The organism is Pseudomonas sp. GW821-FHT02A11 (genome assembly GCF_059421985.1).
The window spans coordinates 13,425-37,789 of the sequence record NZ_JBWKWB010000004.1 but is presented as its reverse complement, the minus strand read 5'-3'; the positions used below and the strand labels follow the sequence as shown (position 1 = coordinate 37,789).

Below are 24,365 nucleotides of genomic sequence, written 5' to 3'. Positions count from 1 at the left end.
CCCGATGAACGACCGAGCCTGAGCGGGATTTCCAAGGAGCGTAAGGAGAACCGGTGCCTGCACTGCACTACATATTGCTGTGCGTAGAGGCACCGGTCAGGTACTAAAAGAAGCAGACGGGCAGCAGCTTTACTTCAGCCCGCCAGGCAAGTGAACCTGCCAGGTCGACGGACCTTGCCAACCCGCAACGCCTGAGCTCAGGGGGTGGTCAGGGCATAATTGCGCCGTCCCAGGTGCGATATCAACAGCGCTACGGAATCGGCGTTCTTGAGCATCACCTGGCTGCGCTTGTCGACGTCAGACAGAAAAACGTCGCGGGCCTCGTCCAGCGTTTTGGTCCGGGTAATCCGCAAGATCGAGCTGTATCCCAGGCCATCTGCAGGTTTGAGTGCGCGCCATTTGCCATCTTCGAGCAGCACAAACAAGTCACTTTTACGGCTGCGATGGGACAGGCGATAGTTGTGCAGGCGCTCGGTATCACTGTATCGGCGCAGCGCGCCCGGCGTGTTTTGCGGTAACAGATCCAGATGTGGCGCATTGGATTGCAGGTAAGCGATATCTTTGGTGTCGAGCGCCAGGTGGGAAAGTTCATGAAGCAAGGTCGTCGCCTGGAAATGAGCGCGCTGCTTGAACCCCTGGCGAGCCGCTTGCGGCTTGAGACGATAGGTTCGCACGTTGAAGAAGCGCTCCGTCAGGAAAATCCGCCGTTGTGGATCCAGCATGATCACAAAAGCGGTCACCCGTTCACTGCCCGGACGATTGACGCCCATCACGAAACGCTCCGATGAGAAAGGCGACAAGGAAGGGTCCATGATTTCATCGAACAGGGCTTTGACCGTGCGCTCGATTCGGCTCAACAACGGCTGATCAGGGTTAGCACTGCCAAAGAAGTCGCCAATGATACTGGCCACACGAGGGTCCAACGCAGCGCCTCTGCGGTTCGTGGCGAGATTATCCAGACAGTTTTCCAGGTACTGCTTGGCCTGCAGATGCGCCTCACCGATCTGTCTGGCCCGGTCGCGGTAATGCAAGCGAATTTCGGGCATCCCGCTGGCCTCGATGATCAGCACATGTTCGGCGCTGGACGCTGTGATCGACGTCTTGATTCTACTGACGGTGCCGCCACCGCCCCTCAAACGCAGATTCAGATCCAGTTGCCAATGCTGATTGTTGTCGAGCAGCAACCGTGGCCCCGCGCAGCCCTCAGCGCCGACGATCATCCAACGCCCCTCTTCGGCTACCCGCTTGACCTGGTATACCCTGCCGGTCACAACGGCGTAGTGGGCGTCGGTTGTCTTGTCCAGATAGAGATTGAGCAAGCTGTCGTGATGCAGCGTATCAAGCGCCACGTCCTGCGCTTCGAGTCCTTGAAGCCGCTGCTGTTGCTCCGCGGTCAGTGACGAAGAAGACCAGGAAAAGGCCGTAGCCATTGCGACCTCTTCCTCACTGACGCCTGCTTCGTGGGCATTGGAGCCATTGCTATCGTGCGACTGCTCACGCGTCGTCAGCATCAGTCCCAATGCCGAGGTGAACTCAGAGAGTGCCTGGCCCCAGTGACGTCCGGACATCGACCTCACGGAAGCGCGGATCAGCGTGTGGCTCTGCCAAAGGGTCAGCAACGTCGCCAATTTGCTTGGCAACAGCGCCAGCGCCTGACTCAACGTCAGGGTCGCCAGAAATGCCCGCCCAGCCCGATCGGCTTCCTCGGTGGTGACTGAACTGGCCTGGCCCATTTGCAGCAGCAATTGGCAGGTGCCTTTGAACAGAGTTTGCAAGGCATTACCCTTGATCGGCTTCACGCTCAGCGCGACCGGACCAGGCCTGTGCAATGGAACGTCGAAGTCGAACAATCCGACGGACGACGCCAGGTGGGGCTCGTGAAATCCGCCGTTGGCATAACGACGATGCACCGCTGGATCAAGACGTTCCAACAGCAGTTGTTGCAGTGCCCCATCGCTGCGAATCTGGCTTACCAGCGTCGTTCGATCAGTGTATTCGCGAAAGATAAAATCCGAATGGTAGGTCGCATAGAGCAATACCGGGCCCTTGTCCGCGTCCGCCGGTGCAATCAAGTACACGCCGCTGACCGTATCAGGGCTCAATCGCTTGTCGGCCAGCAGTTGCAGCGGGCTGAGGATTACCCGCACATCGTCGACCTTTTCCCGAGCGATGCCGTCGGGCATGTTGACCACGCTCGAAATGAAGTCATAGGCCCGCTGACTGAGTTTGCCCTGCATGCGCTCAGTCAGGGCCACGGCGAGCAGAGCCGGGGGCAGCTGCTGAATGAAGCAGCGTTCGCGCGCCCGGTACTGCGCATCATTGGGGGACAGCGCCTTGCGCAACAACGCCCTGTAGGCGGCGCCGACGTCCAGACGCCGCACCAGCTGAGTCAGGTAATCGGGCGTCAGCAACTGCACGGCCTGCGCTTGCCCCTCGGAATCGATGCTCAGCGCTGTGTCCTGCGCGTCGATAAAACGATTCACTGCGTATTGGGTCAGCGACTCACTGTTGCTTATCGTGGCCGCGGGTATGGCAGAGGGGAGGTCTCCGAGGGCTGGCAATGCACTTACATAACGACGGGAGGTCACGGCGATTTGATCGGGGTCCAGCGCTTGACCGGGGTAGTCCTTGTTCAGTTGAGTGACCAGTCGCTCCCGGGCCAGGGCGTTTAGCGAAGGCAGATCAAAGAGGAAATCCTTGCCGCCGTCACTGGCCAGATAAAAGCGCCTGAAAATCCTGTAATAGAGCTTGAGGTCGGCGCTCGATGCCTTGGCCAGCCAGGACGGCATCATCGCGACGAATATGCTGTTTTCGATTCTCAATGCCAGCCTGTCGAGCATCGATATCAAAGGGGCATTGAGTTCGGTTGCGTCGGCAAGCCGAATGAACATACCGGCTTCGAAACGGCAGCGCACCGCACGCAGACACAGCTCTTTTACCTCCCGCCGTTCACAGCGCGAAGCGGCCTGCTGCAGGGCTTCTATCGCATGCCCCTCAACGCGTTCCAGACGAAACCTGACTGCATTGTTGCGGACCTTGGCCAACTGCGTTTGCAACTGCGCGCGATCACTGGTCGCGACAAGCGTCAGCCAGCGCTCGGCCAAGTCGTGACCAAGTTCGTCCTGCAAGGTTGCCTGTAGTTGCTCCAGTGAATCGAACGGTTGCCACCCGACCGAACCACGCCACAACATCAGCGCGCCATCCTGCTTGAGCGGCTGCCTGACCACCAGCGCGTCGCACACCGCAATTGCAGGATGGGTGCCGTATACCAGCGACACAGTAAAGGCTTCTGCCGTATCGATGCCCAGCACGGTTCGCAATGAACGCACCGGTCGATCCAGCACCTGACGGACCATGCTGAAAGCCGCGTCGTCGAAGCGCTCCTGACGCTTGCCCACCGCCAGATCGAGCCTGACCGCGTCTTCACGCAGGCTGAGCGCCTGCGCTGCCAGCTGATAACATCGGTCGCCCTGACGCTGAACCTCAAGGCGGCACGTCTTGAACCGTTCCTCATAGCCCTTGAGGAAACCGTCAGCAAGCTTGCCCAACATGTGATTGATCAACTCGATCTGCACCCCGCTGGCTTGCGTCGAGGCGTCGAGCCTGACCTGTGCGGCCGCGGGTAGCGTGCGCGAACGATGACCGGTGACACATTCGAGCAGCCAGGACAACAGATCCCTTGAGAGTGCCTGCTGCGACTCGCTCACAGGCACGGGCAGCGTCTCGACGTCCGACGGATCGACAGGGCTGGACTCCAGCCAGTGCACCCGCAGGTTGCGCGCTTGCACATCCCCTCCGAGCAGCACGCACACATAGCGCTGCAACGCCTGCTCGGTAAAGTCGAGCAGCACGTTGTCAAGCCTGCGCAGACGTTCAGTCCGCGAATCGAAGGTCTGGGCCAGCTCGCGCCAGGAAGCGGACAGGATCATTTCAACGGGCGCTGCTGGAGCGGCGGCGACAGATTCAGGCTTGAGCCAGACATCGGCGAAATCGATCGGGGCCTCTCGCCGCCAGCGTCCTTCGTTGAGCTGCAAGAGACGCGGATCAAGCAGCTGGCGCACATCCAGCGCGTCATCGATCATCGCGGTCATGTCAGTGACCATCCTCGATAATCCGGTGACGTAGCGCAGATTGCGCGCCTGCAGGGCGATGATCGAATCGAGGCGCTCGGCAAACAGCGGGGTCACGATCCGCTCAAGGGTTATCTGGACCTGCCCGCTCTTGCGCAACATCGGCTGATCCTCGATTGCCAGCCCCGGCCGGAGTTGCTGACGAGCTGACGCGGTTTCGAAATACTTCGCCAGCGCCTGGGTGTCATCGAAGCGCATCAATTGCTGGTCGGTGGAGAACCAGAGCACCGCGTCATCGTTGTCATCGGCTTGCGTGATAGCGAAGGTGCCGGCCAGCGAGCAGGCCGCACTGTCGCCGATGCGGATCGTCAGCCGATGGCACTGCACCGCCGTGTCGGACGGCAGATCGTCCGAAACCCGCTCCAGCAATAGCATCAGTGCCGTGACCAGGGTTTTATCGAGCACGCCGCTGTGGCGTTGGGTGTAGATATCCCGGCGCAAATTCTGGCGAATGCTCTCGATGCCCAAGTCCCGACGGGTGCGCGTACCGTTCAAGGGTTCGGCCCAGAATGCGACTAGCAATTGTGCGTATTGCTCGTTCACCCCGGCGACGGCATCGCTCAATGCCTTGGTGAACGATATCGCTTCGGCAGGACTGGCCACTCGCCCCTGGGCGTCGAGAAAACGTCGTTCGAACCCCTTCTCTATCCTGACCTTGCAATAGTCGTCCAGGGTCGCTTGGGTGAGCGTTTGCGTGACCGGCGTGGTCTCGACATCGCCGTTGCAACCGCCAACGATTTGCAGCAGGTGAGTGTCTGGATCGATCGCCATCGTCGGGAGGGCATCACGCAACTGCGCGGCAATCGAGGCATCCGTCGCCATCGTCAGTGAAGGCGTCATCCTGAGCTGTGCACTCAGTTGCTCAAGATGATCGACCTGATGATCGACGATTGCCAGCATCTGCGCCCTGAATGGATCCGCCTCGATGAGTTCATACTCGATCAGCGCACTGTCATCTGACTCCACAAAGCGGGGGCGCAACGCTGTGGCAAGGGCGTGGCGGTCACTGAAAACCTCGATACCATCGGCCAAGGTAAACAGGTACATCCGTGCATCATCGGTCACCGCATGGCTGACCAGTAATGCGGCGCGAAGCTCGAAAGGCTCGAAGGCCGCTTGACTGGACATGAGCCGATCGACCCTCGCAGGGTCCGGGTCGTTCACGCCCGGTGTGCGTGCCAGCGCCTGCAACCAGAAGCGCTCCTGGGCGCTGATACGCTTGGTGGTCAGGGCGTGATCGAGGGCGTCGAAGTACCGTTGGCGCAGCGAGGCGGTGTGAAAGTAAAGAGAATTGGCGGTCGTCATGAAAGCTCCTTATGGCAGGCCTGCCTCGCCCCGGCATAGCGCCGGAGCTGGGCAGTATTTGCGCCGAGCGTAAGGACAAAACCGGCACGCAATGCGCTACATAATGCTGTGCACACTTGTCGTCATTTCAGATTGACTGGCTGACCAAAGCCTCCCCTGTCGTAGCCACTTCCCGACGGTCACGGCGTCGGCATCACCCAGTTGCGGCGCCCCAGACGCGCTATCAGCAGCGTCACCGAGTCGGCATTGCTGAGCATGATTCGGCTGCGCGTGTGTACGTCAGAGAGGAACACCTCGCGCGCCTGCTCCAGAGTTCGCGCGCCGCTGATCCGCAGGATCGTTGCAAAGCCTCGGGCATCCCCACGATTGAGGTCACGCCAGCGGCCAAAGTCCTGCACCTTGAACAACTCGTCCTTGCGCGTGCGATGGGACAACCGATGCGCATGCCGGCGTTCGATATCGGCGCGTATCCTGACGTTGGCAGCGGTATCTTCGGCCAGCAGCTCCACAGGCGGCGCGTTAGCCTCCAGATACGCAATATCCTTGGTATCGAGCACCAGATGCGACAGCTCGTGAATCAAAGTGCCTGCCTGAAAATGATCCGCCAGCTGTGAATGCTCCTTTTCTTGAGACACCCATGACCGGTTCCGAACCGGCCATGGGCCACATGCCAAGGAGCGTAGGGAGAAACGTCACACGGGCTGCGCTATATAATGCTGTACATCCGCGTCGACATTTACGATTGACTGGATCAGGTACGCAGTGCCTTCAGATTCTGTGCAGCGCCTTGTGCTTCGGGCAGTTCAACGACGGCGGGGCGACTGTTCCAGTGCGGGATGAGCACCAGCGCCGAGACCATCGCGCAGGCCGCGAAGACAATGAAAACCGTCACGGTGTCGAAGTAACCCGGTAGCAAGCCACCGAGAATCGCCCCCACCGAGCCGCAGCCGTTGACGAAACCCGAGGCCGTCGCGGCGGCTCTGGCGGTGCCGAAATCGATGGCCGCCGTGCTGCTGATCATCGAATCCGGCCCGTACAGGGTCAGGCCCATGACGAACAACAGCCCCACCACCAACATCACGCTGCCGGTGTGCATGGCGCCCATGAACAGGCCGAGCGCGACGGTCAGCGCCACCAGACTCAAGACACAGGCCGGCATGCGCCGCGCGCCGAACAGTTTGTCCGAGGCCAGGCCGATCATGATCGGGCCCAACAACCCGGCCAGTTCAAACGCGGTCGGCACGATGGCCGCGCCGACCTTGCCAACGTTGGGCATCTGCTCGAACACGATCACCGGGCCCCATAACAGAATCGCGTAGCGCGCAGGCTTGAGCAGAAAATACGCCAGGCCCAGAGTCAGCACGGTGCGATTGCGCAGGATCTCCTTGAGCGGCGTCCACACGCTCATGCCCTTCTGCGCGTCGATCTGCGCAGCACTCAACTCGGGCTCGGGCTCCACCGCTGGCAGCCCGACATCCTCCGGCGTGTTGCGCTGAAAAATGAAAAACAGCACCGCCACAAAGGCAACCACCGCTGCGCTGGAAAAGAACGCCGCATGCCAGGTGCCGATCAAGCTATAGGCCCACCAGCCAGCGAACGGCGAGGCCACCAGACCGCCAAAGGCGTAGCAGGAACTCCACAGCCCCAGCACGCGCCCGCGCTGAATGGCCGGGAAAAACGCGCCGATGTTCTTGCACAGCCCTGACCAGCCGGTGGACTGCGCCAGGCCCTGAATCAGCATGCAGGTGGCAAAGATCGGCAGCGTGGCGAAGCTGCCCATGACCACCGCAGCGCCTGCGGAAATCAGCAAGCCGCCGAGCACCACCACCCTTGGGCCAAAACGGTCGGCGAGCATGCCCCAGGTGAATTGGCCCACGGCGTAGGCGGTCAGGTAGATGGCGTCCATGTTGGCCATGGCCATCTTGTCCAGATGAAAAGTCGGATCTTCGGCGATGCCCAGCTTGGCGACCGAGAAGGCTTTGCGAGTGAAATAGAAAGCAGCGTAGGCAAGCCAGGTGATGGCGAAAATCTGCACGCGCCAGCGCTTTATCGTTGCGACGGTATGGCTCATTGGATCTGACCTCGGGGTTGAGTGTGCCGGCAGAAATCGAAGGAATAACGCCTGTGTTCTTATTGGTGTAAGCACGGCATCCACCGCCTTTTGAGTGGCAGCGAATGGTCAGATGAGTCGCCAACGGACTGCCGCGTGCACACAGCCCCCGTTGGTCGCTCATGGCCTCGACCGGCAAGTCGTGTCACGACCGTCGCTCGGGCTGGAGGGGATAAAAGCAAGTGCAGACTAATAAGTGAAATCGATTTATCGTATTTCAAATATAAGTTCAGCTTGTAACAGGTGATTGCATGTCTATGTCCCACGCGCAGTTGAAAGCTTTCCACGCCGTTGCCCAGCACGGCAGCTTCACCGTTGCGGCCCAAAAGCTGTTCCTCACCCAGCCGGCGATTTCCGATCAGGTGCGCAAACTCGAAGAGCGCTACGGAGTGATGCTGTTTCATCGAAACAAGCGTTCGGTGAAGCTCACTGACTTGGGCGAGCGCCTGCTGGGTATCACCCAACGGCTGTTTGCGGTGGAGATGGAAGCCGAAGAACTGCTGCAGGATTCGCAGTCCCTGCAAACCGGCAGCCTGACCCTGGCGGTGGATGCGCCGGTGCACGTGCTGCCGCAGATCGCCCGCTTCTGCGAACGCTACCCCGGCATCACGGTGAAGATCGAAACCGGCAACACCGACGAATCGCTGCATCGGCTGTTCAACTATCAGGCGGACCTGGCCTTGCTCGGGCGGGATGTCAGTGACGACCGGCTGCTGTCGATTCCCCTGCGCAGCGACCCGTTCGTGGCGTTCGTTGCGTTGAGTCACCCTTGGGCGACGCGCGCTTCGATCACCCTGGCGGACTTGCACGACACACCTTTGGTGTTACGTGAACCAGGTTCGGTGACGCGACAGATTGTCGAGGAGGAGATGAATCGGCTGGGCATGAAAATCCGTCCGGCGATTCAGGTCGAAGGGCGCGAGGCGGCGCGGGAGGCGGTGGTGGTGGGGATTGGCGTGGGGGTGGTGTCGGCAGCGGAGTTCGGGGCGGATTCGCGGGTGATTGCGCTGCCGATTCTGGACTGCAGCCGGCGGATGACCGAAACGCTGGTGTGTTTGCCCGAGCAGAGTTCACGGCGGGTGGTGGCGACGTTTCTGGAGATGGTGAATGAAGCGCTGACAACTTAGCCCTATCGGCCCTGCTTGCTTACGTCAGCAATCCGTCCCCTGTGGGAGCGAAGTCATTCGCGAGAGGCAGGTACATCCGACGTAGATCTGCCAGGTGTCCCACCGTATCGCGAATGAATTCGCTCCCACAGGATTCATCACCACGTCACGACCGGGGGCGGGTTTTAACCTACCGCCAGCTCAAAAAATGCGTTGATCAAGCGCAACTCCCGGCGCCGTTCCAGGCAGCCGATAAAGTGCTGGTTGAGCAGCCCCTCCCCGGCCAGTGGCACAGCCACCACTCTGGGGTCGTGGCTGACTTCCACCGATGACACGATGCCAATGCCCAGATCCGCCGCCACCGCTTCGGTCACTGCTTCGCGACTGTCCAGTTCCAGTAGCACCAACGGGCTGACCCCGGCCACCGAACAGGCCTCGTCAAAGGTGCGGCGGGTGATCGACGTCGGTTCGCGCAGCACCATAATCTGCTGATTCAACCGTTCAAGCGCGATCTCGCCCTCGCCCGCCCACTCATGCCGAGCAGGCAACAGCGCGCAGATCCTCGACTGCGCCAGGCTCTGCAAATGCATGCCCTTGCGCGACTCCACCTCGGTGAGCACCGCGACATCCGCATGCTCGGACACCAGCGCCGCCAGGGTTTCCTGGGCATTACCCAGACGCAGATTGACCGTGATCCCCGGAAACTTCGCCCGCAGCCGCGCCAGCATCGGCATGACCATGTGCGGGCCGTCCGCCGCCACCTCCAGCCGCCCGGTGAGCAATTGGCGATTGGCCTCCAGCAAAGCCCGGGCCTCTTCAGCCATACCGAACATCGCGCGAGTGATCGCCGCCAGCTTGATGCCCTCCTCGGTCAGCTCGACCCGGCGTGCCGTTCGTCGCAACAGGGTGATCTGGTAGTGATCCTCCAAGGCCTTCACGTGCCCGGTCACCGCTGGCTGGCTGATAAACAGGCGGGCAGCAGCGCGGGTGAAGCTGCCTTCCCGAGCGACGGCGTCGAAGGCGCGCAGTTGGAAGAGGTTCATGAATCGGCCTGACTTATAGTTCGGATAACAACAAGCAATTTGATTGATAGCTGACTGAACGTCAACGTATGCCCGTCGCTTCCGATCCCCTGACGCTTCGAGGACACGCCTATGAGCATTGCGCAACCGATCCTGCTGACTCCCGGCCCGCTGACCACTTCCGCCCGCACCCGTCAGGCGATGATGGTCGACTGGGGCTCGTGGGACGACCGCTTCAACAAGCTGACCGCCAGCTTGTGCTGGCAGCTACTGGACATCATCAACGGCCACGAAACTCACCGTTGCGTCCCTCTGCAAGGCAGCGGCACCTTTGCCGTGGAAGCGGCCATCGGCACCCTCGTCCCTCGCGACGGCAAGGTGCTGGTGCTGATTAACGGCGCCTACGGCAAGCGTCTGGCGAAGATTTGCGAAGTGCTGGGCCGAGATTTCTGCACCTTCGAAACCGCTGAAGACCAACCCACCACCGCTGCCGATGTCGAAACGATGCTGCAGACCGACCAGCGCATCACCCACGTCGCGCTGATTCATTGCGAGACCAGCACCGGCATTCTCAACCCGCTGCCGGAAATCGCCGAAGTCATCGCCCGCACCGGCAAACGTCTGATCATCGACGCCATGAGTTCCTTCGGCGCGCTGCCGGTAGACGCTGGAAAAATCCCCTTCGACGCGCTGATTGCAGCTTCCGGCAAATGCCTGGAAGGCGTGCCGGGCATGGGTTTTGTCTTCGCCCGCAAAGAGGCGCTGGATGCCGCTGCCGGCAACTCGCACTCACTGGCGATGGACCTGCACGATCAATACACCTACATGGCCAAGACTGGCCAATGGCGCTTCACCCCGCCGACCCACGTGGTCGCGGCGCTGCATGAAGCCCTGCTGCAATACAAGGAAGAAGGCGGCCTGCCTGCCCGCAACGCGCGCTACGTCGACAACTGTAAGGCGCTGCTGGACGGCATGGCCGAACTGGGCCTGCGCAGCTTTCTGTCTGCTGCGATTCAGGCGCCGATCATCGTCACCTTCCACGCCCCGCGCGATGCGCGCTATCAGTTCAAGGACTTCTACGAGCGGGTCAAGGCCAAGGGTTTCATCCTCTATCCGGGCAAGCTGACCCAGGTCGAAACCTTCCGCGTCGGCTGCATCGGCCACGTGGACGCCAAGGGCATGCAGGCGGCGGTCGATGCCATCGGCCAAGTGCTGCGCGAAATGGAAGTGCTCGACATCTGAGCCTGACCACCCGTTTGAAACCCTGATCTGACACCCTGACTTCGCTACGACTTTGAGGATTGACCCATGAACTACAGCAACCCGACCCAACTGCAAGCCGCGATTCTCGACTGGGCCGGCACCGTCGTCGACTTTGGCTCGTTCGCCCCGACGCAGATTTTCGTCGAGGCCTTTGGCGAGTTTGACGTGCAGGTCTCCATTGAAGAAGCCCGCGGTCCGATGGGCATGGGCAAGTGGGACCACATCCGCACCCTGTGCGACCAGCCGCAGATCGCCGAGCGCTACCGCAAGGCCTTCGGCCGCACGCCAACCGACGATGACGTCACCGCCATTTACGAGCGCTTCATGCCGCTGCAGATCGAGAAGATCGCCACTCACTCGGCGCTGATTCCAGGCGCCCTGGACACCCTCACCGGACTGCGTCAGCAAGGGCTGAAGATCGGCTCCTGCTCGGGTTACCCGGCCGTGGTGATGAAGAAAGTCGTCGAACTGGCGGCGAAGAACGGTTACGTCGCCGATCACGTGGTGGCCACCGACGAAGTGCCAAACGGTCGCCCATGGCCCGCTCAGGCGCTGGCCAACGTGATTGCCCTGGGGATCGATGACGTGGCGGCGTGCGTCAAGGTCGACGACACCGTGCCGGGGATTCTCGAAGGACGTCGCGCGGGGATGTGGACCGTGGCGCTGGTGTGCTCCGGCAACGCGCTGGGCCTGACCTACGAGCACTATCAGGCGCTGTCGCCAGAAAAGCTGGACGCCGAGCGCAAGCGCATCCACGCCATGTTCGAAGGCTCACGCCCGCATTACCAGGTGGACACCATCAATGAGTTGCCAGAGGTGATCGCCGACATCAACCGGCGTCTGGCCAGGGGTGAGATGCCGCAGAGCGTCTGAGGGCTGCGCGTTGAACGCTTCTGCGCGCAGGACGTAGGAGCTGCCAGGGTGGCGCTCCTACGCCCTGCGGGCAGAATCAAAAGCCAGCGTCACTACGCCTTGAGGGTGCGCGCCACATGCCCAGCGAAGGCATCGATGATGCTCTGCAGGAACGGCCGGGTTTTCTCGCTCAGCTTGCCCTGCTCGTCAAAGAAACTTCCCGCACCACCCAGATACGCCTCGGGCTGCTGCATGCACAGCACGTCGAGGAACACGAAGCTCTGGCGCAGATGCTGGTTGGCGCCGAAGCCGCCGATGGCACCCGGCGACACGCTGACCACCGCCGCAGGCTTGGCCTTGCCCCAGGAACTCTTGCCGTACGGACGCGAGCCGACGTCGATGGCGTTTTTAAGCACGCCAGGCACTGAACGGTTGTATTCCGGGGTAACGAACAGAAAACCGTCCGCGCCTTGCAGGGCCTGGCGGAATGCGGTGTAGGAAGCAGGAGGGGAATCGAGGTCGATGTCTTCGTTGTACAGGGGCAGATCGCCGATTTCGACAATGCTCAGCTTGAGGCTGGGGGGTGCCAACTCGGCCAGTGCGCGGGCGACTTTGCGGTTGAGGGAATCTTTGCGCAAGCTGCCGACAATCACTGCAATCGAATGAACCTGGCTCATGAACCGGACCTTCTTCTAGGGGAGGAATGGACAGTTATAGATGAAAGACGGCGTTTGTTCAGCGCTGTTTTTTGTTGTCACTGATCGAGAGAGCCGATCTTTGGCGGTCGCCTCGGGTCATTTTTGACGACCGCTGGTCGAGACTATTTTTTCCCGTCCCGAAAACTCCCTTCGAAAACGGCGGTCTCAAAGCCTTGAGCGAGGAATGCGCCTACAGGTCCTACAGAACGACCTTACGAACGGACATGGAATCACGGCTCGCGGTGGTACGATGCGAGCGAAAACGAGCAGTTATTTCCAGAGGTTACAAAGCTAATGGCTTCAAATGATCATGTCGCACAATTCCATGCACGAGATGCAGAGCGACGCATCTACCTCGTGCGGGAATTCCATGATTTCAAGCCAGACGAAACCGGCGAGCTGAAACAGGTCATTACCTATCGGCTGGTCATCGGTGATCGCGTGAATCATCTGGGTGGCGATGAGTTCGAGCTGGTTCAATCCGGAATCAAGCTGACCCGCACCAGCTAAGCGCAGCACCCAGCGGCACCTGAGGGCCGAACTACGTGGTTCGGCGTGTGGCTTGCAGCTTCAAGCGTGCCGCTCAAACAGCAGATACCAGAATATCGCGGACTCTCGCGTGGTCGGATCGATCGCGCGATAGCGCAGGTGGTCCACCCCGCCGACCACGAACCCGTACCCCTCATACAAACGGCACGCTGCCAGATTGTTGTTCTGGGTTTCCAGCATGATGCCCGGCAGGTTGTGCTTGCGACTCCAGAACTGCGCGACATCCAGCAGCTTGCGCGCCACGCCGTTGCGTCGCGCGACCGTGTCCACAGCCAGCTCATCGATGTGGGCAAAACCGTTCCAGTGCTTGCTGATCACCACATGGCCTACCGGGTCCTTACCCTGCCAGGCAACCAGCACCGTGCCATCACCGCCGTCGCGATAATCGCAAAACTCTTCGGAATCGATGCCGTAGTTTTTAAGGTAGGGTTCGACCGCGTCGACCGGCCATTGCGCCACAGGCTGACCAATCTGCACGTGGGCGTAACCGGTCACCATGAAGGTGAATTCGCAGTTGAGGATGTAATCCTCGAAACATTCGTCTGCGACGCGAATGCTCAAAGCCGGACTCGACGTTGTCACCCTGGAGCCTCCCGCGCCATCGATGAAGGGGCCGTCGCCAACGCGACCCTGCCCCTGCGTCCTGAAAAATCAGCCTTGCTGGGCCTGCGCTTCGAGCAGCTGCGTCCACAGTGCCGGTGCGCCAGCCGACTTGGCGATGACCGCCAGACGTGCCTCATGCTCGGCAATTTCGGCCTCGCTGGCCATGACGATGCGGCCCGGCGTGCGACCGGTGATCTTGCGCACTTCAGAGGGACGATCCGCCCCGCCCTCGCCATCATTGGTGCCTGCCAGCGACAAGGTGGTCTGGCCACCGGTCATCGCCAGATAGACGTCGGCCAGAATCTCGGAGTCGAGCAAGGCGCCGTGCAGCTCACGGCCCGAGTTGTCGACATCGTAGCGTTTGCACAGGGCGTCGAGGCTGTTGCGTTGGCCCGGGTGACGCTCGCGGGCCATGGCCAGGGTGTCGAGGATCGAGCAATAGCTCGCCAGGTTAGCGCGATCGTGCTGACCGATCAGGGCGAATTCATTGTTAAGGAAGCCAACGTCGAAGGGCGCGTTGTGGATGATCAACTGCGCGCCCTTGATGAATTCGTAGAACTCATCGGCGACTTCGGCAAAACGCGGCTTGCCGATCAGGAACTGGTCGGTGATGCCGTGAACGCCGATGGCACCCTCGTCACTGTCGCGATCCGGTTGCAGATAAACGTGAAAATGCCGCCCGGTCAGCCGCCGGCCAATCACTTCCACACAGCCGATCTCGATCACCCGGTGGCCGTCGGTGACGGGCATACCGGTGGTTTCGGTGTCGAGTACGACCCGACGTTCAGTGATGATGTTTTGTGCAGTCATTGCCTGGCGCCTCGATTTCAGGCGCGGATGTTAACACGGGTGTCCGAATGGATCAGCCATGCTTGATCCCGCGCACCTCATCCACGCCACGGTTGGCCAACTGGTCGGCGCGTTCGTTGCCGTGGTGGCCGATGTGCCCGCGCACCCATTTCCAGGTGACCTTGTGACGATTGACCTGCTCGTCCAGCTGCTTCCACAGGTCGGCGTTCTTCACCGGCTCCTTGGCTGCGGTCTTCCAGCCGCGCTTCTTCCAGTTGACCATCCACTCGGTGATGCCTTTCATCACGTATTGCGAGTCGGTCACCAGAATCACCTCGCACGGCCGCTTGAGCTCCTCAAGGCCGCGAATCGCGCCCAGCAGTTCCATGCGGTTGTTGGTGGTGTTGGCTTCACCGCCCCAGAGTTCCTTTTCCACGCCCTTGCACACCAACAGCGCGCCCCAGCCGCCAGGGCCGGGGTTGCCTTTGCAAGCGCCATCGGAGAAGAGTTCGACGGTATCGGTATCGCTCATTACGCTCGTTCCACAAATGATGGAGCCCGGCTATCAACAATCCAGCTTCAAGGCTCAGGGGGATGCCGATTGACCTTGGCCATCGGCAGCGGCAGCAGTTTGCCCATGGGCTCGCGACGGGGCATGCGCACCGGACGCAGGCCCACGACGAGTTTGCGTGCCACTAATAAATAGAAGCCACCGCCCGGGCTCTGCCAGCCACCGCCCAGACGTTCCAGGCCCGACAAGCGGCTCTGCCAGGCAGGCGACGCGAGCGGCGGACGATAGCACCCGAACCGGCGTTTCTCCAGCGCAAAGCCCAGCAGGTTGAGCCAGTCACCGACCCGCGATGGCGAGATGCAGCGGGCGCGGCGCAAGGCGTCATTGGCAAAGAAATGGCGAATGCCCCAGGTGCTCCAGGGGTTGATGCCGACGATCAGCAAATGGCCCCCCGGGCGCACGCTGCTGGCCGCTTCGCGAAGCAGGCCGTGGGGCGAGAGGCAGAAATCCAGCCCGTGCTGCATGACCACCACGTCGGCGGCATGCTCGCTCAAGGGCCAGGCCTGTTCCTCACAGACGATCTCGACCCCCGGCAGCGGCGCCCCCAGACGCACGTTGCGCTGCACCTGCCTGGCCGCGGGCGGGGTTTGTGCCGACGGGCCGTAATGCACCAAATAGCCGCCGAAGAAGCGTTCAAGCTCTTCCTCAAGCACGCGTCGCTCTTCTTCGAGCAGCAATTGCCCCACAGGCCCGGACAACCATTCTCGGGCAGAGCTGATCAGCTCAAGCCACTCGGGGTCGGCCTGGGCGAACGCTTCATCGGTCATTTCCGGTCTCCATGAGAAGTCCTGCGCGAGAGGTGCTCGCCTGGAACCTGTTCAGACTCTAAGATTGCGCTTTGTTTCCAGCCAAGTGAATCGCGCCATGATACAGATCGACGCCCTGCCCGCTTTCACCGATAACTACATCTGGTTGTTACAAGACAATGCCAACAAGCGTTGCGCGGTAGTCGACCCGGGCGATGCCGCGCCAGTGCTGGCATGGCTGGACGCCCATCCGGGCTGGCAACTGAGTGACATTCTGGTCACTCATCACCATGCCGATCATACCGGTGGCGTCGCCGAACTGAAGACTGTCACCGGCGCCAAGGTCTACGGGCCGGTCAACGAGAAAATTCCGGCAAGGGACGTCGCCCTTTCCGACGCGGACCAGATCACCGTACTCGGCCTGCCGTTCGCCGTCCATGCGGTGCCGGGCCACACCCTGGGGCACATTGCCTTTTATCACGCCGATGCGCAGACCCCGCTGCTGTTCTGTGGCGACACCCTGTTCGCCGCTGGCTGCGGTCGCCTGTTCGAAGGCACGCCCGAGCAGATGCATCACTCGCTGAGCCGTCTGGCGGCGCTGCCGGACACCACGCAGGTTTACTGCGCCCACGAATACACCCTGAGCAACCTGCGGTTTGCAGTGGCGGTGGAGCCGAACAACCCGGACGTGACCGGCCGTTTCGAGCAGGTGACCCGCTGGCGCGAGGAAAACCGCATCAGCCTGCCGTCCACTCTTGCCTTGGAACACAAGACCAATCCGTTTCTGCGCGTGTCCGAGCCGTCGGTCAAACAGAAAGCAGACGAACGGACCGGTACGGACAACGCCTCGCCTGTAGCGGTTTTTGCCGCGTTGCGAGCCTGGAAAGATAAGTTCTAATCAGGTGGCGGATCGGCACAAAAATTCTGAAAGGTTGACCGTTGTTAAGACGCTTTCTAGAATCGCCCGACATTTTCGACTGGAACTATCCACCAGCCAATGTCGTCATCTACACGTAAAACCTTTAATTGCGACGCATTGACTCGGTTGGCACAGGCAATCGCGGTGGTCGCGAGCGCTACGTTGGCAGGCTGCCAGACCACCAGCAGCCTGGAGCCTGGCGGCTCGGCCAATGCCACGCAGTCCCCGGCCAGCGTCAAGCCAAAGCCCGTCTTCGTCGCCCGCAAACCTGCGCCTCTGGCACCGCCCCACGATGTCTGGGAGCGCATGCGTCAGGGCTTCCAGCTGCAGGACGGCAACGACCTCAACCCGCGTATCGACCAACAGCGCCTGTGGTTCGCCAACAACCCGTCGTTCCTTGAAACGGCCGGTGAGCGTGGCAGCCTCTATATGCACTACATCGTCGAGCGCCTGGAAGAACGCAACATGCCGCTGGAGCTGGCCCTGCTGCCAGTGATCGAAAGCGCCTACAACCCGATGGCCCTTTCGCGCAGCGATGCTGCAGGTATCTGGCAGTTCATCCCCTCCACCGGGCGCTACTTCAATCTGCGTCAGACCAATTTCTACGATGGACGCCGCGACATCACCGCGTCCACCGCTGCAGCGCTGGACTACCTGACCAAGCTGCACGACATGTTCAACGGCGACTGGCTGCTGGCCCTGGCGGCCTACAACGCTGGCGAAGGCACCGTCAGCCGCGCCATCGAACGCAACGAAAAGCTCAACCTGCCGACCGACTACTGGAACCTGCCCCTGCCGCAGGAAACCCGTGACTACGTGCCCAAACTGTTGGCCTTGTCGCAAGTGGTGATGTCGCCCGAGGCCTATGGCGTCAACCTCAGCCCGATCGACAACAAGCCGTACTTCGAAGTCGTCGAGCTGAACCAGCGCATGGACCTGTCCAAGGTCGCGCAGATGGCCAACATCGATGAAGACGAGCTGATGCAGCTTAACCCGGCGTTCAAGAAGCGCCTGACCATCGACGGCCCACAGCACCTGCTGGTGCCGACCTCCAAATCGCAACTGCTCACCGCCAGCCTGTCGAACATGAAGCCTGAAGAGCTGGTGGACTGGCAGCAATACCGCGTGCGTCCGGGCGACAGCCTGGCCAGCATCGCCAGCCGCTACAAGGTCTCGACCAGCACGATCAAGGATTTGAACAAGCTGTCCGGCAATCACCTCAAACGCGGGCAAGCCCTGACCATCCCAGTTCAACCGGGCATGAAAATGGCGATGCCGGTGTTCGAGGAAGTGGCCGAAATTGACGAAAAACCTGCGCGCACGCGCACTTACACGGTGAAAAAAGGCGACAACCTGGGCCAGATCGCGCGCATCAACAAGGTTGAAGTCAACGACCTGCAGCATTGGAACAAGCTGTCGGGTTACAACCTGAAGGTCGGCCAGACCCTGGTCATGCAGGACAACAGCAAGCCGGCCAAGAGCACGTCTCGCGCCGTGGCCAAGGCCGACACCAGCCCCAAAGGCGCTGACGGCAAGCCGATGCAGTACAAGATCCAGAAAGGTGATTCGATGTATCTGGTTGCCAAACGTTTCAACGTCGAAATGCAGCACCTTAAACGCTGGAACCCTCGCAGTGGTCAGGCGCTGAAGCCTGGGCAGACGTTGACGGTTTATCTGCCGCATTGATCTGCCCGCACCCGGCATAGGGTGAACACCTGTGGGAGCGAATTCATTCGCGAGAGCCCGGTACATTCGACACATATCCGTCGGAGGGCCCATTGCATCGCGAATGAATTCGCTCCCACAGGGTTTTGCATCAACCTGCCGTAACACTCGCACCTTGGCCCCCACCTTTTTCCAGCCCATACAAGCTGTTACTGTGACCGACCGCTGCCTGGATCGAACCCCGATTTGATACGCCTCTTGCTGCTGATATTCAGCCTGGTCTTGAGCACGACAGCCGCCGCGACCATCAGCGAAAGCCATGGTTACGCCCAGTTCGGTGTCCTCAAGTATCCGGCCAGCTTCACGCATTTCGACTGGGTCAATCCCGAGGCGCCGAAGGCTGGCACCTTGCGAATCATGGCCAATGGCACGTTCGACACCCTCAACCCCTACACTTTCAAGGGCAGCAGCCCGATCTCCACCCCCAATTTCGGCCAGTATGGCGTCAGCGAGTTGAACGAGCCGTTGATGGTCGGCACCGGCCAGTACGACCCGTCCGGCGACGAACCCACCTCCAGCTACGGCCTGATCGCCAGGACCGTCGAATACAGCGAAGACCGCAGTTGGGTGGTGTTCAACCTGCGCCCGGAAGCACGCTTTCACGACGGCAAGCCGATTACCGCGTTTGATGTGGCGTTCTCCTACAGAACGCTGTTACGTGACGGACACCCGCAATACCGCACAGCGCTGCAGGAGGTGCAGCGGGTCGACATCCTCAACCGCCATCGCATTCGCTTCGTGTTCAAGCGCTCCGGCAACCCGTTGCTGATCCTGCGCCTGGGCGAGTTGCCGGTGCTGGCGCAGCATTACTGGAAGAACCGCGACTTCAAGGCCACCACCTTCGCCCCCCCCGTGGGCAGCGGCCCGTACCGCATCACCCAAGTCCGTCCGGGGCGCAGCCTAGTGTTCGAGCGGGTCAAGGATTACTGGGGCAAGGACCTGCCGGTCAATCGCGGCAAGTACAACTTCAACCGCGTGGAAGTCGAGTTCTACCGCGACGCCGACGTTGCCTTCGAAGCCTTCAAGGCGGGCGAATTCGACATCTACATCGAGCATCAGGCCAAGAACTGGTTCACCGGCTACGACTACCCCGCCGTCAACGAGGGCCGCGTGATCAAGGCGCAGATTGCGCATCAGATCCCCACCCAGACTCAGGGCCTGTTCATGAACACCCGGCGCAACACCTTCGCCGACATCAAAGTGCGCGAAGCCTTGGGGCTGATGTTCAACTTCGAGTGGACCAATCGCACGCTGTTCAACGATGCCTACAAGCGCTCGGTGAGCTACTACCCCAACAGCGAATTCACCGCCAGCGACGTGCCGGCCGGTCGCGAGTTCCTGATCCTCTCGCCCTACCGCGCGCAACTGCCGCCCCAACTGTTCACCCAGCCGTTTGCCGTTTCCAGGACCGATGGCGGCGGCGTGCCTCGCGACACGATTCGCCGCGCCCTTGGCCTCTTGGCAGAAGCGGGCTGGAAATTCACCGACCACGGCCTTGCGAACAGCGCCGGGCAGCCGTTGCGTTTCGAAATACTTCTGGTCAATCCGAGCCTCGAACGAATCCTGCAGCCCTACATCGAAGACCTCACGCGGATTGGCATCGACGCCCGCCTGCGCACGGTAGATCGCGCTCAATACAAACAGCGGCTGGACCAGTTCGATTTCGACATGATTCTGATGACCCTGAACCAGACGCTAAGCCCCGGCCTTGAGCAATGGCAGTATTTTCATTCCAGCCAGGCCAACATCAAGGGCAGTAAGAACTACGCAGGCGTCGTCAACCCGGTGGTGGACAACCTCCTCAACCAGCTGCTGGCCGCGAAAACCCGTGACGATCAGGTTGCGACCACCAAAGCCCTGGACCGCGTTCTGCTCTGGCAGCACTACATGATTCCCAACTGGTACCTCAACACGCATCGTCTGGCGTACCGCAATCGCTTCGCCTTCGTCACCACCCCGCCCTACACCCTGGGCCTGCGTGCGTGGTGGCTCAAGCCTTCGGAGAAAACCCAATGACTGCCCTGCGCTCCCTTTCGCGGGCTGGCGGCCTGTTTCTGCTCGGTCCTCTTTTGCTGGGAATGTCCTGCGCATCCCAAGCGGCCCCGCAACACGCCATCACGCTGTACAACGAAGCACCGAAATACCCGGCCGACTTCAAGCACTTCGACTACGTCAACCCCGACGCCCCCAAGGGCGGTATCCTGCGCAGCGCCGGCTTTGGCGGCTTCGACAGCCTTAACCCGTTCATCAGCAAAGGCGTTCCCGCCGATGATATTGGCTTGATCTACGACACCCTGATGCGCCAGGGCCTGGACGAGCCGTTCACCGAATACGGCCTGATCGCAGGCAAGATCGAAAAAGCCCCGGACAACAGCTGGGTGCGCTTTTTCTTGCGACCCGAAGCCAAATTCAACGATGGCCATCCGGTGCGCGCCGATGACGTGGTGTTCAGTTTCAACACCCTGATCAAGGATGGCTCACCGCTCTACCGCAGTTACTACGCCGACGTCGATCAGGTCGTCGCCGAAGACCCGCTGACCGTGCTGTTCAAGTTCAAGCACAACGACAACCGGGAACTGCCGTTGATCATCGGTCAATTACCGGTGTTGCCCAAGCACTGGTGGGCGACTCGCGACTTCAGCAAAGGCAACCTGGAAATCCCGCTGGGCAGCGGGCCGTACAAGGTGGTCGAGGTCAAGGCCGGGCGCTCGGTGCGCTATGAGCGGGTCAAGGATTACTGGGGCAAGGACCTGCCGGTCAACAAGGGTTTCTACAACTTCGACACGCTGTCCACCGACTACTACCGCGACAACACCGTCGCCCTCGAAGCCCTGAAAGCCGGAGCCTTCGACTTCTGGCAGGAAATGGCCGCGAAGAACTGGGCCACCGCCTATGACGTACCCGCCGTGCGCGAGGGCAAGCTGATCAAGGAAGAAATCCCCAACGGCAACCCGCAAGGTATGCAGGGCTTCATTTTCAACCTGCGCAAGCCGATGTTCCAGGACGTGCGCGTGCGTCAGGCCCTGAGCCTGCTGCTGGATTTCGAGTGGACCAACAAGCAACTCTTTTTTGGCAGCTATACACGCACAAAAAGCTATTTCGATAACTCGGACATGGGCGCTCGCGGACTGCCCTCCGAGGCCGAGCTAAAAATCCTCGAACCGCTGCGCGACAAACTGCCGCCTGCGTTGTTTACCGAGGAATTCAAACTGCCGGTCACCGATGGCAGCGGCATGATTCGCGAACAGCAGCGCAAGGCCTTCGCGCTGCTCAAGGAAGCGGGCTGGAAGATCGTCGGCGACAAGATGGTCGACACCGAAGGCAAGCCGGTCAGCATCGAATTCCTCCTGGCCCAGACCGAGTTCGAGCGCGTGCTGCTGCCGTTCAAACGCAACCTGGCGGACATCGGCATCAACCTGGAGATTCGCCGGGTCGACGTCTCGCAATACATCACCCGCCGTCGCTCGCGGGACTACGACATGATCGTCGGCAGCTTCCCGCAGTCCAGCTCGCCGGGCAATGAACAACGCGAATACTGGGATTCTTCGGCCGCCGACAAACCGGGCAGCTACAACCTGATTGGTCTGAAAGACCCGGCGGTCGATACGCTGGTCAGTGGGCTGATCAATGCCGACTCGCGCCAGAGCCTGATCAACCACACCCGCGCCCTGGACCGCGCGCTGCTCTGGGGCTACTACGTGATCCCCAACTGGCACATCAAGACCTGGCGTCTGGCGTACTGGAATCACCTGGGGCACCCGGCAAAATCGCCGCTGTACGACATTGGCAGCATGACTTGGTGGGTCAAGCCTGACGCGACGCCTGCCATTCCCGTGCAGCCAGCGCAGGACACAGCACCTTCCAAGGACACGGAGCAATAACATGCTGGCGTACATTCTGCGGCGCTTGCTGCTGATCGTGCCGACCCTGTTCGGCATTCTGCTGATCAACTTCGTGATCATCCAGGCCGCCCCCGGTGGCCCGGTGGAGCAGATGATCGCCAAACTTGAGGGCTTCGAAGGCGCCACCAGCCGCATCGCCGGTGGCGGCGCGGAGGTCTCGGTGGCGGGCTCGACCTACCGCGGCGCCCAGGGTTTGGACCCGGCGCTGATCAAGGAAATCGAGCACATGTACGGCTTCGACAAGTCGGCGCCGGAACGCCTGTGGATCATGGTCAAGAACTACGCGCGCCTGGACTTCGGCGACAGCTTCTTCCGCGACGCCAAGGTCATCGACCTGATCGTCGAGAAAATGCCGGTGTCGATCTCGCTGGGGCTGTGGAGCACGCTGATCATGTACCTGGTGTCGATCCCGCTGGGCATCGCCAAGGCCACGCGACACGGCAGCTACTTCGACGTCTGGACCAGCTCGGCGATCATCGTCGGCTACGCGATCCCGGCTTTCCTGTTCGCCATTCTGCTGATCGTGGTATTCGCGGGCGGCAGTTATTTCGACTGGTTCCCGCTACGCGGCCTGACCTCCAGCAACTTCGACGAACTGAGCTGGCTGGGCAAGGTCGGTGATTACTTCTGGCACCTGGTCTTGCCGATCACGGCCCTGGTGATCGGCAACTTTGCCACCATGACCCTGCTGACCAAGAACAGCTTTCTCGATGAAATCGGCAAACAGTATGTGATCACCGCCAAGGCCAAGGGCCTGACCCAGCGTCGCGTGCTCTATGGCCATGTGTTCCGCAACGCGATGCTGCTGGTGATCGCCGGTTTCCCGTCGGCCTTCATTGGCATTTTCTTCACCGGCTCTTTGCTGGTGGAAGTGATCTTTTCCCTCGACGGCCTGGGCCTGATGAGCTTCGAAGCGGCGATCAACCGCGACTACCCGGTGGTGTTCGGCACGCTGTTCATCTTCACCCTGCTGGGGCTGGTGGTGAAACTGATCGGCGACCTGACCTACACGCTGGTTGACCCACGTATCGACTTCGACCGCAGGGATCATTGATATGACGTTGTCCCCTCTCAATCGACGCCGTTTCGAACGCTTCAAGGCCAACAAGCGTGGCTGGTGGTCGCTGTGGCTGTTTGTCATTCTTTTCGGTCTCAGCCTTGGCGCTGAACTGATCGCCAACGACAAACCGCTGATCGTCAAATACGACGGTCAATGGTATTTCCCGGTGTTCCAGCGCTACCCGGAAACCACGTTCGGCGGCGAATTCCCGCTGGAGGCGAACTACAAGAGCCCCTACATCAAAGAGCTGATCGCGGCCAAGGGCGGGTGGTCGCTGTGGGCGCCGATCCCTTACAGCTACCAGAGCATCAACTATGACCTGAAAGTCCCGGCTCCGGCGCCGCCATCGCGCGACAACCTGCTCGGCACCGACGATCAGGGCCGCGATGTGCTGGCCCGGGTGATCTACGGCTTTCGTGTGTCGGTTTTGTTTGCCCTGACCCTGACCGTGCTCAGCTCGATCATCGGCGTCGTCGCGGGGGCCTTGCAGGGCTTCTACGGCGGCTGGGTCGATCTGGTCGGCCAGCGCTTTCTGGAAATCTGGTCAGGCCTGCCGGTGCTGTACCTGCTGATCATTCTCGCCAGCTTCGTGCAGCCCAATTTCTGGTGGCTGCTGGGCATCATGCTGCTGTTCTCTTGGATGAGCCTGGTGGACGTGGTGCGCGCCGAATTCCTCCGTGGTCGCAACCTCGAATACGTGCGCGCAGCCCGGGCACTGGGCATGCAGAATGGCGCCATCATGTTCCGTCACATCCTGCCCAACGCCATGGTCTCGACCATGACCTTCATGCCTTTCATCCTCACTGGCGCGATCGGCACGCTGACCGCGCTGGACTTCCTGGGCTTCGGCCTGCCCGCCGGCTCCCCTTCCCTGGGCGAGCTGGTCGCACAGGGCAAATCCAACCTGCAGGCGCCGTGGCTGGGCATCAGCGCTTTTGCCGTGCTGGCGATCATGTTGAGTTTGCTGGTGTTCATCGGCGAATCCGCCCGTGACGCATTCGACCCGAGGAAATGA

Annotated in this window: 19 protein-coding genes; 10 read left to right on the top strand and 9 right to left on the bottom strand. The window is 60.9% G+C overall.

Annotated features, from left to right (window positions below):
- Positions 1-197: 197 nt before the first annotated feature.
- The 3 genes from AC07V9_RS07695 to AC07V9_RS07685 form a co-directional block, all read right to left on the bottom strand.
- Entirely contained in the window at positions 198-5,435 is a 5,238-nt protein-coding gene (locus AC07V9_RS07695) for a dermonecrotic toxin domain-containing protein (RefSeq protein WP_495015136.1), read from the bottom strand.
- Between the two features lie 179 nt (positions 5,436-5,614).
- Positions 5,615-6,070 (bottom strand): hypothetical protein, encoded by a 456-nt coding sequence (locus tag AC07V9_RS07690; protein WP_495015135.1) that lies wholly within the window; start codon positions 6,068-6,070, stop codon positions 5,615-5,617.
- A 116-nt stretch (positions 6,071-6,186) separates the two neighbouring features.
- Positions 6,187-7,506 carry an MFS transporter gene (locus AC07V9_RS07685; protein ID WP_495015134.1) on the bottom strand — a complete coding sequence of 440 codons (1,320 nt, stop codon included), beginning with the start codon at positions 7,504-7,506 and terminating at the stop codon, positions 6,187-6,189.
- 290 nt (positions 7,507-7,796) lie between these two features.
- Between AC07V9_RS07685 and AC07V9_RS07680 the strand changes: the two genes are divergently transcribed.
- The gene (locus AC07V9_RS07680) at positions 7,797-8,672 is read left to right on the top strand and encodes a LysR substrate-binding domain-containing protein (protein ID WP_495015133.1); all 876 of its coding nucleotides are present in this window, start codon (positions 7,797-7,799) and stop codon (positions 8,670-8,672) included.
- Positions 8,673-8,836: 164 nt separating this feature from the next.
- On the opposite strand, the gene AC07V9_RS07675 is transcribed toward AC07V9_RS07680, so the two are convergent.
- Positions 8,837-9,694, bottom strand: coding sequence for a LysR substrate-binding domain-containing protein (locus tag AC07V9_RS07675; RefSeq protein WP_495015132.1), 858 nt, complete (start codon positions 9,692-9,694; stop codon positions 8,837-8,839).
- A 111-nt stretch (positions 9,695-9,805) separates the two neighbouring features.
- Between AC07V9_RS07675 and AC07V9_RS07670 the strand changes: the two genes are divergently transcribed.
- Positions 9,806-10,915 (top strand): 2-aminoethylphosphonate--pyruvate transaminase, encoded by a 1,110-nt coding sequence (locus tag AC07V9_RS07670; RefSeq protein WP_495015131.1) that lies wholly within the window; start codon positions 9,806-9,808, stop codon positions 10,913-10,915.
- A gap of 66 nt (positions 10,916-10,981) precedes the next feature.
- A complete protein-coding gene (phnX, locus tag AC07V9_RS07665; protein WP_495015130.1) occupies positions 10,982-11,809 on the top strand; it encodes a phosphonoacetaldehyde hydrolase in 828 nt (275 codons plus the stop codon).
- Between the two features lie 92 nt (positions 11,810-11,901).
- Here the strand turns inward: phnX and AC07V9_RS07660 are convergent, their stop codons facing one another.
- On the bottom strand, positions 11,902-12,465 hold the full coding sequence (locus tag AC07V9_RS07660) for an NADPH-dependent FMN reductase (protein WP_495015129.1): 564 nt from the start codon (positions 12,463-12,465) through the stop codon (positions 11,902-11,904).
- 315 nt (positions 12,466-12,780) lie between these two features.
- On the opposite strand from AC07V9_RS07660, the gene AC07V9_RS07655 reads away from it, so the two are divergent.
- Positions 12,781-12,996, top strand: coding sequence for a hypothetical protein (locus AC07V9_RS07655; RefSeq protein ID WP_495015128.1), 216 nt, complete (start codon positions 12,781-12,783; stop codon positions 12,994-12,996).
- 60 nt (positions 12,997-13,056) lie between these two features.
- Here the strand turns inward: AC07V9_RS07655 and AC07V9_RS07650 are convergent, their stop codons facing one another.
- The 4 genes from AC07V9_RS07650 to AC07V9_RS07635 all read right to left on the bottom strand — a co-directional run bounded on the left by AC07V9_RS07650 (position 13,057) and on the right by AC07V9_RS07635 (position 15,765).
- Positions 13,057-13,617, bottom strand: coding sequence for a GNAT family N-acetyltransferase (locus AC07V9_RS07650; RefSeq protein ID WP_495015127.1), 561 nt, complete (start codon positions 13,615-13,617; stop codon positions 13,057-13,059).
- Between the two features lie 69 nt (positions 13,618-13,686).
- Positions 13,687-14,430, bottom strand: a complete 744-nt coding sequence (gene dnaQ, locus AC07V9_RS07645) for a DNA polymerase III subunit epsilon (RefSeq protein WP_495015438.1) — start codon at positions 14,428-14,430, stop codon at positions 13,687-13,689.
- 70 nt (positions 14,431-14,500) lie between these two features.
- A complete protein-coding gene (gene rnhA, locus AC07V9_RS07640; protein ID WP_495015126.1) occupies positions 14,501-14,959 on the bottom strand; it encodes a ribonuclease HI in 459 nt (152 codons plus the stop codon).
- Positions 14,960-15,006: 47 nt separating this feature from the next.
- Positions 15,007-15,765 carry a class I SAM-dependent methyltransferase gene (locus tag AC07V9_RS07635; RefSeq protein ID WP_495015125.1) on the bottom strand — a complete coding sequence of 253 codons (759 nt, stop codon included), beginning with the start codon at positions 15,763-15,765 and terminating at the stop codon, positions 15,007-15,009.
- 97 nt (positions 15,766-15,862) lie between these two features.
- Between AC07V9_RS07635 and gloB the strand changes: the two genes are divergently transcribed.
- The 6 genes from gloB (at position 15,863) to AC07V9_RS07605 (ending at position 24,365) form a co-directional block, all read left to right on the top strand.
- On the top strand, positions 15,863-16,642 hold the full coding sequence (gene gloB / locus AC07V9_RS07630; RefSeq protein WP_495015124.1) for a hydroxyacylglutathione hydrolase: 780 nt from the start codon (positions 15,863-15,865) through the stop codon (positions 16,640-16,642).
- Between the two features lie 99 nt (positions 16,643-16,741).
- The gene (locus AC07V9_RS07625; RefSeq protein WP_495015123.1) at positions 16,742-18,349 is read left to right on the top strand and encodes a LysM peptidoglycan-binding domain-containing protein; all 1,608 of its coding nucleotides are present in this window, start codon (positions 16,742-16,744) and stop codon (positions 18,347-18,349) included.
- Between the two features lie 225 nt (positions 18,350-18,574).
- Positions 18,575-20,404, top strand: coding sequence for an extracellular solute-binding protein (locus AC07V9_RS07620; RefSeq protein ID WP_495015122.1), 1,830 nt, complete (start codon positions 18,575-18,577; stop codon positions 20,402-20,404).
- Complete coding sequence (locus tag AC07V9_RS07615) at positions 20,401-22,269, top strand: extracellular solute-binding protein (protein WP_495015121.1); 1,869 nt, start codon at positions 20,401-20,403, stop codon at positions 22,267-22,269. The genes AC07V9_RS07620 and AC07V9_RS07615 overlap by 4 nt, the downstream gene beginning before the upstream one ends.
- Position 22,270: 1 nt before the next feature.
- Positions 22,271-23,344: a microcin C ABC transporter permease YejB gene (locus AC07V9_RS07610; RefSeq protein ID WP_495015120.1), complete on the top strand. Its 1,074-nt coding sequence runs from the start codon at positions 22,271-22,273 to the stop codon at positions 23,342-23,344.
- A gap of 1 nt (position 23,345) precedes the next feature.
- On the top strand, positions 23,346-24,365 hold the full coding sequence (locus tag AC07V9_RS07605) for an ABC transporter permease (RefSeq protein WP_495015119.1): 1,020 nt from the start codon (positions 23,346-23,348) through the stop codon (positions 24,363-24,365).

Coding starts and splice junctions, on each gene's coding strand:
- AC07V9_RS07695 (WP_495015136.1), bottom strand. CDS start 5,435: ATGACGACCGCCAATTCTCTTTACTTTCACACCGCCTCGCTGCGCCAA.
- AC07V9_RS07685 (WP_495015134.1), bottom strand. CDS start 7,506: ATGAGCCATACCGTCGCAACGATAAAGCGCTGGCGCGTGCAGATTTTC.
- AC07V9_RS07680 (WP_495015133.1), top strand. CDS start 7,797: ATGTCTATGTCCCACGCGCAGTTGAAAGCTTTCCACGCCGTTGCCCAG.
- AC07V9_RS07675 (WP_495015132.1), bottom strand. CDS start 9,694: ATGAACCTCTTCCAACTGCGCGCCTTCGACGCCGTCGCTCGGGAAGGC.
- AC07V9_RS07670 (WP_495015131.1), top strand. CDS start 9,806: ATGAGCATTGCGCAACCGATCCTGCTGACTCCCGGCCCGCTGACCACT.
- phnX (WP_495015130.1), top strand. CDS start 10,982: ATGAACTACAGCAACCCGACCCAACTGCAAGCCGCGATTCTCGACTGG.
- AC07V9_RS07660 (WP_495015129.1), bottom strand. CDS start 12,465: ATGAGCCAGGTTCATTCGATTGCAGTGATTGTCGGCAGCTTGCGCAAA.
- AC07V9_RS07655 (WP_495015128.1), top strand. CDS start 12,781: ATGGCTTCAAATGATCATGTCGCACAATTCCATGCACGAGATGCAGAG.
- rnhA (WP_495015126.1), bottom strand. CDS start 14,959: ATGAGCGATACCGATACCGTCGAACTCTTCTCCGATGGCGCTTGCAAA.
- AC07V9_RS07635 (WP_495015125.1), bottom strand. CDS start 15,765: ATGACCGATGAAGCGTTCGCCCAGGCCGACCCCGAGTGGCTTGAGCTG.
- gloB (WP_495015124.1), top strand. CDS start 15,863: ATGATACAGATCGACGCCCTGCCCGCTTTCACCGATAACTACATCTGG.
- AC07V9_RS07625 (WP_495015123.1), top strand. CDS start 16,742: ATGTCGTCATCTACACGTAAAACCTTTAATTGCGACGCATTGACTCGG.
- AC07V9_RS07615 (WP_495015121.1), top strand. CDS start 20,401: ATGACTGCCCTGCGCTCCCTTTCGCGGGCTGGCGGCCTGTTTCTGCTC.
- AC07V9_RS07610 (WP_495015120.1), top strand. CDS start 22,271: ATGCTGGCGTACATTCTGCGGCGCTTGCTGCTGATCGTGCCGACCCTG.
- AC07V9_RS07605 (WP_495015119.1), top strand. CDS start 23,346: ATGACGTTGTCCCCTCTCAATCGACGCCGTTTCGAACGCTTCAAGGCC.